This window comes from Candidatus Cloacimonadaceae bacterium (assembly GCA_030693415.1).
GTDB lineage: Bacteria > Cloacimonadota > Cloacimonadia > Cloacimonadales > Cloacimonadaceae > JAUYAR01.
In genome coordinates this window covers 45,686-61,323 of record JAUYAR010000029.1, presented here as the reverse complement: position 1 = coordinate 61,323, position 15,638 = coordinate 45,686, and the positions used below count along the sequence as shown (strand labels likewise).

Here is a 15,638-nt window from a genome sequence, read left to right as displayed (position 1 = left end):
CAGAATGCCCTGATTGATAGCTTTGAATACCTGGACAACAACAAAGATATGGTTTCAAGACTGACCTATTTTAAGTGGATGAATTTGGATATATGAAAGCGAATTGGTATTAGTCCGTAATGAGTCCGTATTGATTCCGTAATGCAAAGGGGGAAGAAACGGATTTTTAGGGTGCAAGATGGGTTTTTGTAGCGTAGGATGCCGATCCTGCGAAGATCCTGCGAAGTGAACGAGTGAACAAGTGAACGGGTGAGAGGGTGAACGAGTTGTTTCGATTCAGGTTATAATGATCATGAAGATCATAACGATCCGCGTCATCTGTGTTCTATCGAGAAGAAGACCGCAGGTGAGCGGGTGAGTGCGTTGCTCCGGTTACCACCTCTGCTCAGTTCGAAAGTAGTGCCTAAAATGAAAAAATCAACCCTTATTTATCAATAACTTAGCTGTCATTATGCGAAACTATGGCTACAATTCACTATCTCAGATCTTCTTCCTCTTCAGCAAATTAGCATTGGTCACCACGGTCACGGAGCTGCTTGCCATGGCGATTTCCGCAATGATGGGATGCAGGATTCCGATCACCGCCAGGGGGATGGCGATAAGGTTGTAGAAGAAAGCCCAGAAAAGGTTTTGGCGGATCTTGCGGAAGGTCTGAACGGAGAGGTTGATGGCGATTGGCAGGCTGTGCAGGTTGTCCCGCATGATCGTGATGTCCGCTGCCTCGATGGCAATGTCCGTTCCCTGTCCCATGGCGATTCCGATGTCCGCTTGTTTGAGCGCGGGAGCGTCGTTGATGCCGTCTCCCACCATGGCGATGGCGCCAAATTCATGTTGGAGTTCGCGGATGATGTTTACTTTGTCCGCGGGTAGGGCTTTGGCGCGGGTTCGCGAGATTCCGCATTGGGCGGCGATGGCATCCGCGGTATCCTGATTGTCACCGCTTAGCATGATCGGTTCGATGCCCATGCTTTTGAGGGTTTGGATCACCTCGCGCGCTTCGCTTCTGATGCTGTCGGCGATGTAAATTACTGCCATGATTCCGTATTTATCTGCAAGATAGACGCGGCTGGCGTAGGAGAAATCTTTTAATAGAGGGTTGACATCCAGTCCCGAGGTCGAAATACCCTTCTCTTCAATGAATGAAAGACTGCCGGCATGGATAATCTGTCCCGCGATGATCGCACTGACGCCCTTGCCGGGATTGTTTTCAAAGCCGGATATTTCTTTGGTGGTGAGGCTCTTTGCCGTTGCAGCTTTCAGAATCGCCTTCGCCAGGGGATGTTCGCTGCCGCTTTCCAGTGAAGCCGCCAACACCAGGATTTCGTTTTCATCGGCGCCGAAACTCTGGATCTTCACCAATTCCGGCTTTCCGTGGGTGAGGGTGCCCGTTTTGTCAAACACGATCGCCTTGATATCTTTCATGCGCTGCAGCGCTTCGCCGTTGCGAATGAGGATGCCGCGATTGGCACCAATGCCGCTGCCCACCATCAGCGCCGTCGGAGTGGCAAGTCCCAACGCGCATGGACAAGCGATCACGAGAGTGGCGATCGCAGCCATCAATGCAGCCGCGATCGGGCTTGGCGGAATGGCGATATTGATGAATCCGCGCAGAAAGTTTCCCGCCATTGCCATCGTTTCCGGAAACAGCATCCACACTGCAAAGGTGAGGCTTGCCAGCACCAGGATCGTGGGCACGAAGATCGCCGTGACCTTGTCTGCCAGAAGCTGGATCGGCACTTTGGAGTGTTGGGCATCCTGCACCAGTTTGATCACCTGAGCGAGGAAGGTGTCGCTGCCGATTTTCGTAGCTTTGGCGCTGAAATATCCATCGGTATTGATGGTCGCGCCGATGATCGGATCGCCCGCTTTTCTGAGCAGAGGCATGGATTCCCCGGTCGCCATCGATTCGTCGATGTTGCCCTGCCCGTCGATGATCACGCCATCCGTGGGGATCTTCATTCCCGGTTTCACGATGAAAACGTCGTCGGTCTTGATCTTGCGGATCGGAACTTCGGTTTCCACGCCTTCCACCATGATCAAAGCGGTCTTGGCGCCCAGATTGACGAGTTTGCGGATCGCTTCGGATGCTTTCCCGCGGGCTCGGTATTCAAGGTATCTTCCGGTTAGATGAAATGCCAGGATCATTGCCGCTATGCCGATGAAGTTGTGAGATTCGACCCCTTCCACCAGATAGGAAAGCGGCAGCACCGCGAAAGCGGCAAGCGTGCCCATGGCGATCAGAACGTCCATATTGGCGGAGCCGCTTTTCACGGATTTGAAAGCGGAAATATAGACTCCGCGGGCGGGAAACAGCAGCGCTCCGAGTGTCAGGATGAAAACGAACCAATTGTCGAAAGAATGCGAGACCAGCATCTTGCCCATCAGCATATTTGGAACCATGAATACCGTGATGACGATGGTGATCGCCCACATCAACATCATGCGTCTGAAACCGTCTTTCATCGCGCGGATCTGCTCATCTTCGCTGAGGTTGACCTCCTCGCGCACGGAATAACCCGCTCCGATGATAGCTTTGTTTATCTGTTCAGGGCTTAAACGCCGTTCGTCAAATTCAATGCTGGCTTCTTCAAGGGCAAGATTGACGTGTGCCAAAATCACCCCCGGAAGCTTGCCAAGCACCTTTTCCACGTTCGCGCTGCAGGAGGCGCAATGCATCCCGTCGATGCCGATGTTTATCTTTTGTATCATGGATTTATCTTCCTTAATATCTATCTGTTAGATATGATATTCCGCTTGCTGAATACGGCAATAAGAAAAAGCGTTTGGAGTCCCAAGCTCCGGCTTGGCACCAGATCAGTTCAAATAAGTGTCGCGCTGCGCCAGTCCCAACCTCTATTTGTAATAATATAAAATCAACGGCTGCTCGCCGCTGCGTTCGCTGATGCAGAAATAGCCCTTACCGTCATAACCCCAGCCGATCGCTTCTCCCTGTGGTTCGATCTTGTATGGCATCGGCTTGGGTTTTTTACCCATAGCTTTGGCGATGGTGGTTTTCCCGCTTCTGGAATAGCGTACCACACCAGTATAAGTCTTTACCATGATGTATTTTCCATTCGGAGAGATATCAGCCGCGGTCACCATCGTCATCGGTAGAGTTGCCACTTTTTTGGCGGTATTTACATCCTTGAAGGATTGCGGATAAGCGATCTGATAGAGCCCAACCTTTTCCTCCCGTTTGGAGATGATATAGATATCACCACTTTTGGGGTCAACGAATAGCGCTTCCGCGTCGCGGGGTCCGTCTTCATACCGGATCTCGATCTTGTCTATACTTCTGATCGGTAGAATGGTATCGACCAGCGCCGGTTCCTCGAAACGATAGACAAAAACTGAGTAATAACGCGCCCCGTTGTCTCCGATCTCACCCACAAATACGTATGACCTGCCGTCTTTTGGATCGCGGGAGACTGCGATGTCTTCCCAATCCCGGTTTTTAATACCAAAGAGCATTAGTTTGGCGGGCATCAGTCCTCTCTGGTTGAGCGTATAAACTGCCGCTTCCCCGCCGGAATCGTTGTGGGTATAGAGAATCCCTTCCGTTTTGAAGCTGGCGGCGATCCCGGAAGCCTCGTCAATGCGCAGGTCTTCCACGATCGCTTCATTCACTGGATGCGCGGAGATCATGATGAATCCGATCGCGCTGAAAATAGGAAGCAGAATAAACAGCAATCTCTTAAACATCGTAATGCCTCTTTTCTAATTGTCCCGGTTGGCTGCCGAGACACAGTCTCAACATATATTTCAAACCTTATCATCCTCGCCCATATAGAGCGCTCCTGCAAAGCAAAGCTTCACGCAGAGCGAGCAGCCCACGCATTTGTCTTTGTCGATGACGGGGTTTTTCTCCTCATCAAGCGTGATTGCCAGATAGGGGCAGCGGGTGCAATTTCCGCAATGCACGCAAAGTTCGCGATAGAGCGTCGAACTCTTGCTTTTTGGCGGAAGATCCATAAAATCTGTGACCGGACGCGGCTGCGCGATGCCGATCAGCTCTGATACCGAGCCAAGTCCTTTTGCCTCAAGCAAATGGCTCAAGCCAAGTTTGAGCTCGTCGATGATTCCATAGCCATATTTCTCGGCGATGGTGCAAAACTGCACGTTGGCGGCTCCGAGGGCAAGAAAGTGCGTGGCATCGAGATAGCTCATCGCGCCTCCGTTTCCGGAGACCGTGACCCCCATGCTGCATGCCCTTGCCAAGCTCAGATAGCTGATCGGAAGGACGCCTTCGCCGCTCATGCCAACGATGATTCCTTCGTCCCAAGCACCCTCTCTTTCACGAAAACCGAGGGTGGGAAAGGTGTTTGCCAGAGTGATTCCGGCTTTCTTGTCCGGATATGTGGCAAGCACGTTGCGCACGGCGTTCACGATGGGATAAATCGCTGTCACGGCGCCGGTTAGTTTGAAGAGCTTGGGGATCTTTCCATCCGAAGTCTGCATCACCCAATCGATGATTTTCGACGTTAGCGCCGCATCCTGGGCAACGATATCTCCATGCGTGCCGTCTCCGCCTTGCGGACAGGACAGGCTGTATTCGATGCCCATCGCTCCCGCGGCTTCCAATTTGCGCGTATTTGATTGCCAGACAAGCATATCGGAGGCATCATCGCCGGAAACGGGTCCTCCAGTGGAAGCCATCGTCAGTTTATCCGGATATTCTTTCACCAGGCGCGTAATCTCTTCGCAGACGCGATCCAACGGATGATCCGAGACGTTGTCGCAATTGGCGAAAGTGGTACCGTTCCAAACGAACATATATTCGCCGGGGATGTGGATTTCGAGGTTGTCAAAGGCGGTTTTCATGATCCCGCCAGCCCAGCCGGCTTCATAGGCGAGCTTCATCTGTTCATAGCCATCGGTGGGCGGCGCAGCGGAAAGCAGAAAAGGGGAATCGATCCGGCGTCCGAAGAAATCCGCGTCCAGAGGCACGGGATATTTTTTCCATCCAAGCACGGGCACGCAGCTCTTGGTTTCGATGTCGATTTGCGGTTTTTGCGCGTTTCGGATATCCGCGTCGATCTTCAGGGCGGTGTTTTTGCCCGCAGCGACCGCTTCCACGACGGTTGTGGGACCATTTGCCTGGTCTCCACAGTGATAGATAGATGCGCCTTCCTCTTTGAAATTGGGTTTGTTGCCTACCGCGATCACGACGAGGTCAAAGGGACGGTAGAGTTCCGTGCTGCCGGCTTCATCCTGAATCTTGGAGGGATGGAAGTTTTCGCCTTTGGGCAGGAAAACCGGCTTGATCTTGATCCCCACGGTTATTCCGGCTACATTTACGATTTCGCTGATGCGCGTGCGGTGCGTAAAATCCACTCCCGCACCGGTCAAACCCAGTTTTTCGTCCTTGGTTAAAGGCATTTCATCCCAGGATTCGAGCGTAAACATCTCCACATGCGCGGCGCCTCTTTTAGCAGCGATCAAAGCCTGGTCGGCAGCAATCGCGCCACCCACAAGGGCGATGCGTTTGCCTTCGAAAAGGTAGCAGCCGGGATTTTTCAATATATCAAAGCCATAGATGGCGCTTTCGTCCCCGGGAATGTTCAGCCGGATCGGCTGATTCAATCCTCCGGCGAGGACGACTGCCTCGTAGCCATCTGTCAAAAGCTCCTTTGCAGATTTCACTGCGCGGCGGATGTGATTGATTTTGAAGGTTTCAGTCAAAAAGAGCAGATCGCTGATCAACACTCCGCGGTCAAGCCTGGCATCAGGGATCAGATTCACTTGTCCGCCAAGGATATCAGGATCATAGATGTCCACCTCATAGCCAAGCTGGATCAATGAAACCGCAGCTCCCACTCCTGCCGGTCCCCCACCCGCGATTGCAATCCTTTTTCCGTTTTGGGCAGGCGAAACAAAATCCGGTATCTGTCCCAGTTCGCGCGCTTTTTGCACGATCGTGGATTGCACGGCAGGGATATTTATCGGGTGATCAAAGGTCTCCCGACAGCAGGCTTCCACGCAGTGATGATCAGGACATACGTCTCCGCAAATCCCTCCCAATGGATTGCTGGACAAGATGATGCCCGCGGCACGCTTGAAATCCGAGGGCCTGCCTTTGGCGGCAGCCATGATGAAATCCGCCGGAGAACAATCACAAGGGCAGGCGGTTTTACAGGGCTTTTCGGCGCAAAACTCGCAACGCCGGATTTCCGAGAACAATTGAGCGTCGGTCAAAAACATATCTATCTCCTTGCCTGGACGGCAATTTTCGTATCCAATCACTCTCTGCGCGGTTCGCCTTTTTCGTCAATGAGAAAATCGAAAGAGAGGGGTTGGTGGATCGGGATCAAGCAAATCCGCACTTGAGTGGCTCTGTTTTCCGAGCGTCTGCCATTCTTTGATGTATTATAGCCCTGCAAAGCTGCAAGCCGTCTCAAATCTCAATTCTCAAGAGGTAGATACTTTATGGATATGAAAGTTATTGACGAGAATTTCGATTTTACTTCAACCATAATAACCTCACTTATAATCACGACAGATAATAAAGAGCATACAATTGGATCAATGTATTTCTGTCAATGATTAATCAATAAGGCTTTCTCCCATTTGTAATACCAGCCTTATTTTCAGTCACATGATGGTCACAGGGTGACACGCCAGGTCACAGGAATTAAGGCAATTTTTCTTGGATTTCCGATTCCACTATGCTGCGCTACATCCACAGTGTTAATCAAGCGTTAATCAAGCGTTAATCAAGCGTTAGTTTTATTACGCTTGATTAACGCTTGATTAAGGCTTGATTAAGGCCTTGGAAAGAGGAAGGAATGGCAATAGATTGAAAATAAAGCAAGTTGGAGCAGTTGGAGCAGTTTCTCTTACCTTCCCAAGTGCTCTTGTTTGTCGGCTCTTGGGCGATAGCGTAGTTTTTTTCTTTCCAATTTTCTACTCAATGGCTACCGGTATTGCTGTTTTTCCATAAATATCAGAAGAATAGCGAGGGGTGTAAAGTCCCTCGCTAAGATATGACGCCCCTACGGGGCTTATCTTTTGTGCTGCCCTGTTTCAAAAAGATCATCTCCATTGTGGAATGCCCTTTCTCTTTTGTGCTACCGGCATCTTTCACAAAACGGATCAAACTGAAACGGGGAAACAATTTTGTGACTTGGTTAGACAGTATGCTCGAAGGGAGTTCATGCAAGTAGGAAAGCTCAGATTGAAGATTGTGAGGAGGGATTATTGCGCCCGGAAATCCCCTGCATGTAAAACGGGGGGATGTGAGAAAAACCTGATTGCACTTGACAGGATTGCCATGTTTTTTCTTTGGGAGAAAGGTCATTGGAATGGATTGTGAAGCCACTTGCTCGCGGTAAAAAAGTGTTTACTGAGTAGGATCGGCATCCTGCTCCACATCAAAGCGATGACACAATAGAGCACGATTACACGGTTAACAAAAACTAGATTAATGGTGATAAAGAAATGAAAATACTGGATTTTATCGAGCAAATCCCGGTTGTTATTCTGGACAGAGCCAAAGATTACATAGTATCCGGTTTGACCCAAAAGCTCTCCGAAGCCGCTCCCGGTGAGTGGGTTGCCTTTGTAAGGGGAACTGATAAATACAAGGTTCAAATCTGGCTTAAGGATGAAGATATCATCAGGTGGCATTGCTCTTGTCCCTTTGATATGGGAGATGTTTGCAAGCATACCGCGGCTGTGGCAATCATGCTGAAAGATATCCTTGTCAAAGCCCCAGTAATTAGCTCGAATTGCGATAGCGCAATCGATGCCAGCCAAAAAAGTCAGCCGGCAAAAGAACTAATGGTAAAGCTTAGTGTCGCGGAATGGCAAAGCTTTGCCCAGTATCTCTTTGCCCATGATGATGGAGCTTAAAAAATTGTTTAACAAGCACTTTGCCGAGAGGAACATGGATAACAAGGACGATTACTATCTATTCGTCACCGATGCCTTGGATTCTGCCAGGGATTATGACAATGGAGACTATTATCACGACCCGGATGATGTATATTTGGAGCTTCATGACCTGTTGGATCAGGCAAGAAAGTTTGTCCGGGACGATAATCACCAGGAGGCATGGGATATTTGTAGTGTTATGCTGCGCGAAGTCCTTGTTTCCATCCATGATCTTCCTGATTATCAAGGGGAAACTACCCATCTCACCGAACAAATCACCGATTCGATCGGTGACATTTGGGAATCCTGCAAGCCGCAGATCAAAAGCGATATATTTGAATTTCTCTACGACATCAGCACGCAACCTGGTTTTCTGGGCAGCGATGTACACAATAGCATCTTGTGTCTGATGGCTTACGCGGTTACAAATATCAATCAGGAAGAATCATTTCTAACAATACTGGATAAGTGTATCGATCATCATGATGCACACACTGAGCGGGAATGGATGGTTGCACGGCTTATCGGATGCAAGATCAATATGTATAAGCAACTCGGGCGCCCCGAAGTCGCTATGCAAGTAATGAAGGAAAACCTACAATATCACAATATCAGAGAAAAACTGATTTCCACCCTGATCGAGGGAAAGAACTATGCTGAAGCTAATGAGCTCTGCTTGCAGGGCATTCAAAATGCAATATCCGAGAAAAGAGCACGCTACATAAATTCATATCATGCCTTGTTGCTGAAAATAGCCGAGCAGACGGAAAACATACCCGAGCAAAGAAAATGGTTGGAAGAGATATTTTGGACCGAATACTTCAGTCTGGATAGATACATCAAGCTCGAATCACTGTATCCGGAAGAGCATAGAGCCAAATTCCGGGATCGAACCATCGCCCGCATCCAATCAGTAAAAAGCTCTTCGCAAGTTGAAAAATTAGCCATGATTTACAAACACGATAACATGAACCAAGCCCTGCTGGAATTGATTCAAGAAATGCAGATCGGAGGAGATCTTCTGGAAAAATATGCTGCCCATCTTGCAGGTGATTTTCCATGCGAGATTTTACAACTCTTTGAAGCGCTTCTGCAAAAAATATCCCAAGTGGCTGATACCAATGCATATCCAAGGATCACCCGCTGCATGAAACAAATGCTGGAAATCGAAGGCGGAAAACCGAAAGTAATCGCTATTCGCGATTTCTACAAGCTACAATACAAAAACCGCAAAGCAATGATGAGAGAGCTAAACGACAATTTCTCTGCGATATAGCCGATTATCCGTGGGTTAGAAAGGCTCTTGCCGATCGGCGCGTTTATTCCTAAACGGTTGGGGCTTTAGCATTCTGTCTGAAAAGATGAGTGATCAGTGAATGATCCCAGACTGTAATTAGCCTTTTCTCTTGACCGGTACCCAGATTTCCAGGACGGATTTGTCGTTTCCGTGTTTAAAGCGCTCGCCATAGCGTTCGAAAACTTCCTGCATAAGGGGTTGATATTTGCTATCCATGAAATACATCGAGAATATGTAATCATAGCTTTTGCCGATGCTTGCGACCGAGCCAAGGTGTTCAAAAACGAGGTATAATCCACCGGGGACGGTGTGTCCGACGAGGGGTTCGGGGATCTTTTCGAGGGATTTGACCTGCGAGCCGACGAGGTAGTAGAAACCTTTCCAGGTCTGGGGATCAAAGTCCTCGGTGAAATAGGTGACGCCATAATCAGCCTCCGGATAGCGATCCGGGATCAGATCACGAACCTCGAAATAATCCATCCAAAGCTTCATCATTTCCTCTGATTCCATGGAATCCTTGATTTGCAGACCGATCACATGAAAGGCTTCCAGTTTCTCTTCGCGGGGATCGTCAAGCTTGATCTCTTCGGTGGCTTCGGCATAAAGCGCCGCGCCGAAGATCATGAGTAAAAGGCTCAGCAGTATCATTGTCTTCATCTTGTCTCCTTAGGAAAATCTTTGCTGAGACAATCCTATCCGCGAGGGGAATATTGTCAAGCCGGGATTCATGTGAAAACTGATCAAAACATCCACACCCCTTACCGTATCAGGAAAATATTACACAAATAACTTGACCGATTTGCAGGGCGGTTTTGAGATGCAAAACAGCACATAAAGGAAAGCTGGCAGAGCTGCAATGCCATCTTCCCCACCCAGAAGTCAGTGCAGCAAATACAAAATACCCCGATAGGATGTATCATGGCGGTAACGCACCTCAAGAAGTTTTTTCTGCGCAGACCATCGATGTTTTTCTGCTCGATCCGGATATGTTCGCTTTGCTCCCAAAACTGTCTGCAATGCAGCATTCCCAGCCAATCCGACGGCTCTTTCATGGATCCCGAAACCTTTGGCGTGATCACTGCCCGGCTCCGCAAATATGGCACGAGGGTTCTTTCCCTCACCGGTGGCGAGCCTGCTCTGCATCCTCAGCTCGAACGGATCTTTCAGATCGCGGAAGCGGCGAACTTCAGATCGGTGAACCTGCTGACCAACCTCTATTATTCCGACGCCTTGCAGGACAAGGTGATCGGTTTGGCGATCAAATATCACGTGGGCATCCACACTTCCTATGATGGCTTCGCAGAGGTCGCGGACAAGCTTCGTGGCGCTTCCAAAGTGCAGCGAACCGTCGAACGCGCCATGCTGATGATCAATGAACTGCGCAAAAGCGGAGCCTATCAAAAGAAACCCACCGCCACCGTCGTGGTCAGCGCTTTGAACATCGATCAATTGCCTCGCATCATAGCGCGATTGGAAGAGCTGGATTGGAACATAAACATCGATCTCTACCGTTGGGGCTCGGCAAATCACCGTGAGGAAGACATCCTGAAGATCAAGGACAAGGACCAAATCCTGAACGCGATCGCCTTGATCCGCAAAGCGAAAAACCTCAAGACTCCGCTCTGGTATTTTGACGGCCTGGAAAAGCTGCAGCACGGAGCGATGAACAAGCAATGCCCCTATCTGATCTCACCCACCTTTGGCAGCAAGTTTTTCATCCACGAAAAAGGTGACATCCACACCTGCATGCCCAATGCCATCGGAAACCTGATCACAAGCGACATCGAGGACATCTTTCGGGCCGGAGACTGGAAAGCGCAACAAGAGGACTTTCAGAGCTGTCAGGGCTGTTGGAACACCTGCTACACCGTCAGCTCCAGAGCTCTCTCCTACTTGCATCTGGGCACCATCAGACAGTATCTGGGCAAAGGATAGACAGCTTCTTTTCCGTGTATTCTAACGCATTCAATACCTTGACCAAAAAACCGCATCTTTCCCAATAGCCTCATGCATACTTCCTGTCATCCACCTGTCATCCTCTTGTCATAAAGACAGGAGGATGACAGGTGGATGACAGGAGGATATCGATCAAGGATCGTGGAAAAAAGAGAAATGGACTCATACAAATAGTGCATGTGGAGATCTGATAATGGTGCCCAAACCCAATGCCGGCAAGCTCTGTGCCTTTCTGTTTTGCAAAAATACCCTTTGATTTTCCGCTCAAAAAAAAACTGGTCGGGATGACAGGATTTGAACCTGCGACCACTTGAACCCCATTCAAGTACGCTAGCCGGACTGCGCTACATCCCGAGCCGGTAGAGTTCACGGAAATTGGAGGGCGCTATTTTGACAAGGAAAATTTGTATTTGACATTAGAGGGCTTGGAATAAAATGACTTCCAGATTCAAAATAGAGGACTGGTTTTGCCTGCCGGCGCGGTTTCAAATCCGTATCCATCAGGCGAATGAAGAAAAAAAATATGAGCTTGATACAGGTCATCGATCTTTCTCTGGAATTTGGGGGGAACTACATTTTGCGGAACATTTCCTGCACCGTGGAACGCAACAGTCGCATTGGACTGATCGGCGCCAACGGAAGCGGGAAAAGCACTCTGATCCGCCTGATGCTTGGCTTGCTTCAACCCACTGAAGGAAAGGTGCTGCGTGCCAAAACTTGCCGGGTTGCCTATCTGCCCCAGAATATGCAACTGGAGGGGGAGCTGCGCCTGGTGGACTATATCAAAACCAGCCGCCCGGAGATCGGTAATCTGGAAAAGCAGATCACCACGCTGTCCAACCGGCTCAATCTTGATCTTTCCACCGAACAAAAACTGGCGGAGGCGGTGGAACGTTTCACCGCTCTGGGCGGTTTCGAATGGGACAACGAGATCAAGTATGTGCTTGAGTCCCTTGGTATCGGCATCGGAAACCTTGAAAAGCCTTTGGGCTTGTTTAGCGGCGGAGAGCAAACCAGGATCTGCCTCGCCTCCATGCTTTTGATGCCGCACGACGTATTGATCCTGGATGAGCCCACCAATCATCTGGATATCGCGATGATCACCTGGCTGGAAAACTATCTGCTCAAACAGGACAAACCCTATCTGATCGTCTCTCACGACCGGCGTTTTCTGGATAATACCGTCAGCTCCATCTATCTCCTTCGCGATGCCGGACTTGCCATCACCAAGGGAAACTACAGCTCGTTCAAAGCCGCTGACGAGATTGCCAGGATGAGCATGGAACGTCAATATGAACGCCAGCAGAAGTTTCTGGAAGAGACCCGCGCCTTCATCCAAAAAAACATCGCCGGGCAGAAGACCAATCAGGCAAAATCCAGGCTCAAGATGCTGCAGCGCATCGAGATCGTGCAAAAACCTGGTAGCGAAAAGCGTTTGCGCCTGCCATTGAACAGTTCTTCCCGTAGCGGAAACGACGTTTATACATTGCAGGATGTCTCATTTGGTATTCCGGGCGGGATCGAACTCGCCCGGGAAGTCAATATCCGCGCCCACTTTCAGGACAGGATTTGCATCCTCGGTCCCAATGGCTGCGGCAAAACCACGCTTTTGAAGATTCTATTGGGCGAACACGATATCTCAAAAGGTCTGTTCAAAACCGGAGCCAGCCTGTCGATCGGCTATTTTGACCAACATCAGGTCTCCCTTGAGGAGAGCCTGACGGTGATGGAAACGCTCTGGCAGATCGTTCCGGACGCCACGCGCGGCTATGTGCTATCATGGTTGGCGCGGTTTGGATTCACCGGAGACGACGTGGAAAAAAGAGTAGCTGTTCTCAGCGGCGGCGAAAAATCCCGTCTATATCTTTGCGTGCTGATCCACCAAAATCCCAATCTTTTGATCATGGACGAGCCCACCAATCATCTGGATATCGGTATGGCGGATTCCCTATTAGACGCGCTCAAGGCATATCGGGGCACGATCATCTTCGTCTCTCACGATCGCTATTTCCTCTGTGAACTTGCCGATAAGTTTTGGGTCTTCTGCAAAAAAGCCAACGGCAGAAACATCTATACAAGCGTCGAACAACCTGACACGGACGCGCAAGCCGCCATCGGACTTGCCTTTGCCGCTGCGGAGGTCATAAAAAAATCCCCAACCCCGCGGGAGAAAAAACGCAAGATCAACCCCTGGCATTTGGAACAAATCCACAAAAACATCGAAGCGCAAAGCAGCCTGCTCGAAGGGCTTAATCTGGATCTGAACCGAATCCACGAAAGGCTTTCCTCGCCCCAGACCTATGCGGACGAAAGCAGCCTGCCTTCTCTGCGTGAAGCGATGCAGCGTCTGGAGGAGGAAATCCGTGAAGCGCGAAGCCATATACTTGATCTGGAAGACCAATATTTGAGTATGAGTTATGAAGACTAAACGCCGCGTCGGATTCACCACCTCATTTCCCGTGGAAGTGGTCTTTGCCGCGGGGCACATTCCCATCGATCTAAACAACATCTTTCTCACAGGTGATTCGGCGAAGCACATCCATCATGCCGAACTGAAAGGATTTCCACGCACGATTTGCTCATGGATCAAGGGAAATTATGCCGCCGCGCTTGCCGCCAATCTCGATGAAGTGATCGGGATCGTGCAAGGGGATTGTTCAAACGGGCAGTCTCTGGTTGAAATGCTTGGCGAGGAAGGTATGCCGATCCGGCATTTCTCCTTTCCTCCGGAGCGCTCGCAAGAACAGATGAATGCCGAAATCGCGCGTCTGGAACGGCATTTTGGGGTGAGCCGTGAAGAAACATTAAAGCAAAAACGCCGCCTTGATGAAATCCGCGCCAAGCTCGTATGCCTTGATGAATGGACCTGGAGAGAGGGAATCGTCAGCGGAAAGGAAAACCACTTTTGGTTGGTGAATTCCTCCGATTTCAACGGCGATCCAGACCGCTTTGAGGAAGAGCTGGATGCTTTTATGCGCGAAGCCGCCTTGCGTGATCCCCTCAAGCTCAAGCTGCGGGTTGCCTATCTCGGGGTGCCGCCGATCTACCAAAATCTCTATGACACCATCTCCGATCTGGGCTCCGGCGTCGTCTTCAACGAAGTGCAGCGCCAGTTTTCCATGCCGCATCTCTTGCCGGACATCGTAGACCAATACATCGCATATACATATTCCTACAGCGTATTCGCGCGGCTGAAAGACATCATACCCGAGCTAAAAAAAAGGAAGATCGACGTCGTGATCAGCTACACGCAGTCCTTTTGCCACCTACAGATTGATAACATCCTGCTCAAGAAATACATAGACCTTCCTTTTCTAACCTTGGAAGGCGATCAACCCGAGGAAATCGACAACCGCACATTACTGCGGCTGGAAAGCTTTTTTGAGGTGCACGGATGAAAAAAGTGGCGCTTGGCATGAGCGGCGGGATCGATTCCACCATGAGCGCTCTGCTGCTTCTGGAACAAGGATATGAGGTGATCGGTATCACTATGGCGATCTGGGACGACAGCATCGACATCAAGGAATCGATCAAGAGCGGGTGCTATGGACCGGGGGAAATCCATGATCTTGAGGCGGCAAAAAAAGCCTGCGCGGAATTGGGTATCGAGCACTATATCATCGAGCTCAAAGAGGAATTCTCCCAAAACGTGCTCTCCTATTTCTGCGATACCTACTTGGATGGTAAAACCCCCAACCCCTGTGTGATGTGCAACCAACGCATGAAATTTGGCTTCCTGCCGGAAAGGGCAAAAGCGATGGGGCTGGATTTCGACTATTTCGCCACCGGGCACTATGTGCGGAAGAGCTATGACAAGGCATTGCAGCGTTGGCAGTTGCATCGCGCAGCGGATAGCGGCAAGGATCAATCCTATTTCCTTTGTTTCCTGTCTCAAAAGCAGCTTTCGCACGTGATCTTTCCCTTGGGAGAGCTCACCAAGGCGGAGATTCGCGAGCTCGCAAAGCGAAAGGGTTTTACCTATCTGACCGAGAAAAAAGAAAGCCAGGACTTTCTCGAAACGGATGATTATAGTGTGCTATTTGAGCAAAACGCCTTTTCCGAAGGCGATATCGTGGATCTTCAGAACAATGTGATCGGAACGCACAAGGGCTTGATCCACTATACTATCGGACAAAGACGCAACCTTGGAATCAGCGGGCGGAGCGAACCCTGGTATGTGCTTTCCATCGACGCGCAAGCCAACCGCGTCGTCATGGGTCCAAAGCAATACCTTTACCGGAAAGAACTGAGCGCAAGCAACGTGAACTGGCTTTCTATTGCGCCACCGGAAACAGAAATCAAAGCCTCTGCCAAGATACGTTTGCAACACGATCCCGCGCCATGCACGGTCATCCCTTTGGGAAAGAACAAAGTGCGCGTGATCTTCAACCTTGAGCAGCTTTCCATCACTCCCGGTCAGGTTGTGGCAATCTATCATGAAAACACCCTCCTCGGCGGAGGCATCATTGATTGAGAAGTGCTTTTTGGATAAAATCTTGAGCGCTGTTCAGTC

10 protein-coding genes and 1 tRNA gene are annotated in these 15,638 nt (G+C 50.0%); 6 read left to right on the top strand and 5 right to left on the bottom strand.

Annotated features, from left to right (window positions below; genetic code table 11):
- Nucleotides 1-480: 480 nt before the first annotated feature.
- The 3 genes from Q8M98_02200 to Q8M98_02190 form a co-directional block, all read right to left on the bottom strand.
- A complete protein-coding gene (locus Q8M98_02200; GenBank protein ID MDP3113566.1) occupies nt 481-2,709 on the bottom strand; it encodes a heavy metal translocating P-type ATPase in 2,229 nt (742 codons plus the stop codon).
- A gap of 144 nt (nt 2,710-2,853) precedes the next feature.
- Entirely contained in the window at nt 2,854-3,702 is an 849-nt protein-coding gene (locus Q8M98_02195; GenBank protein MDP3113565.1) for a hypothetical protein, read from the bottom strand.
- A 60-nt stretch (nt 3,703-3,762) separates the two neighbouring features.
- On the bottom strand, nt 3,763-6,201 hold the full coding sequence (locus tag Q8M98_02190) for an FAD-dependent oxidoreductase (GenBank protein MDP3113564.1): 2,439 nt from the start codon (nt 6,199-6,201) through the stop codon (nt 3,763-3,765).
- 1,236 nt (nt 6,202-7,437) lie between these two features.
- Here Q8M98_02190 and Q8M98_02185 point away from each other — a divergent pair.
- Both Q8M98_02185 and Q8M98_02180 read left to right on the top strand, forming a co-directional pair.
- Complete coding sequence (locus tag Q8M98_02185; protein MDP3113563.1) at nt 7,438-7,851, top strand: SWIM zinc finger family protein; 414 nt, start codon at nt 7,438-7,440, stop codon at nt 7,849-7,851.
- A 4-nt stretch (nt 7,852-7,855) separates the two neighbouring features.
- Entirely contained in the window at nt 7,856-9,148 is a 1,293-nt protein-coding gene (locus tag Q8M98_02180; GenBank protein MDP3113562.1) for a hypothetical protein, read from the top strand.
- 117 nt (nt 9,149-9,265) lie between these two features.
- Here the strand turns inward: Q8M98_02180 and Q8M98_02175 are convergent, their stop codons facing one another.
- A complete protein-coding gene (locus Q8M98_02175) occupies nt 9,266-9,826 on the bottom strand; it encodes a GyrI-like domain-containing protein (protein ID MDP3113561.1) in 561 nt (186 codons plus the stop codon).
- 261 nt (nt 9,827-10,087) lie between these two features.
- On the opposite strand from Q8M98_02175, the gene Q8M98_02170 reads away from it, so the two are divergent.
- The gene (locus Q8M98_02170) at nt 10,088-11,104 is read left to right on the top strand and encodes a radical SAM protein (GenBank protein MDP3113560.1); all 1,017 of its coding nucleotides are present in this window, start codon (nt 10,088-10,090) and stop codon (nt 11,102-11,104) included.
- A gap of 297 nt (nt 11,105-11,401) precedes the next feature.
- Here Q8M98_02170 and Q8M98_02165 read toward each other — a convergent pair.
- Nucleotides 11,402-11,479: transfer RNA gene (locus Q8M98_02165), tRNA-Pro, on the bottom strand.
- 154 nt (nt 11,480-11,633) lie between these two features.
- On the opposite strand from Q8M98_02165, the gene Q8M98_02160 reads away from it, so the two are divergent.
- The 3 genes from Q8M98_02160 to mnmA are packed head-to-tail and all read left to right on the top strand — an operon-like array spanning nt 11,634 to nt 15,599.
- A complete protein-coding gene (locus Q8M98_02160) occupies nt 11,634-13,553 on the top strand; it encodes an ABC-F family ATP-binding cassette domain-containing protein (GenBank protein MDP3113559.1) in 1,920 nt (639 codons plus the stop codon).
- Nucleotides 13,543-14,523, top strand: a complete 981-nt coding sequence (locus Q8M98_02155) for a 2-hydroxyacyl-CoA dehydratase family protein (GenBank protein MDP3113558.1) — start codon at nt 13,543-13,545, stop codon at nt 14,521-14,523. The genes Q8M98_02160 and Q8M98_02155 overlap by 11 nt, the downstream gene beginning before the upstream one ends.
- Nucleotides 14,520-15,599: a tRNA 2-thiouridine(34) synthase MnmA gene (gene mnmA / locus Q8M98_02150; GenBank protein MDP3113557.1), complete on the top strand. Its 1,080-nt coding sequence runs from the start codon at nt 14,520-14,522 to the stop codon at nt 15,597-15,599. The genes Q8M98_02155 and mnmA overlap by 4 nt, the downstream gene beginning before the upstream one ends.
- The last annotated feature ends 39 nt before the right edge of the window (nt 15,600-15,638 follow it).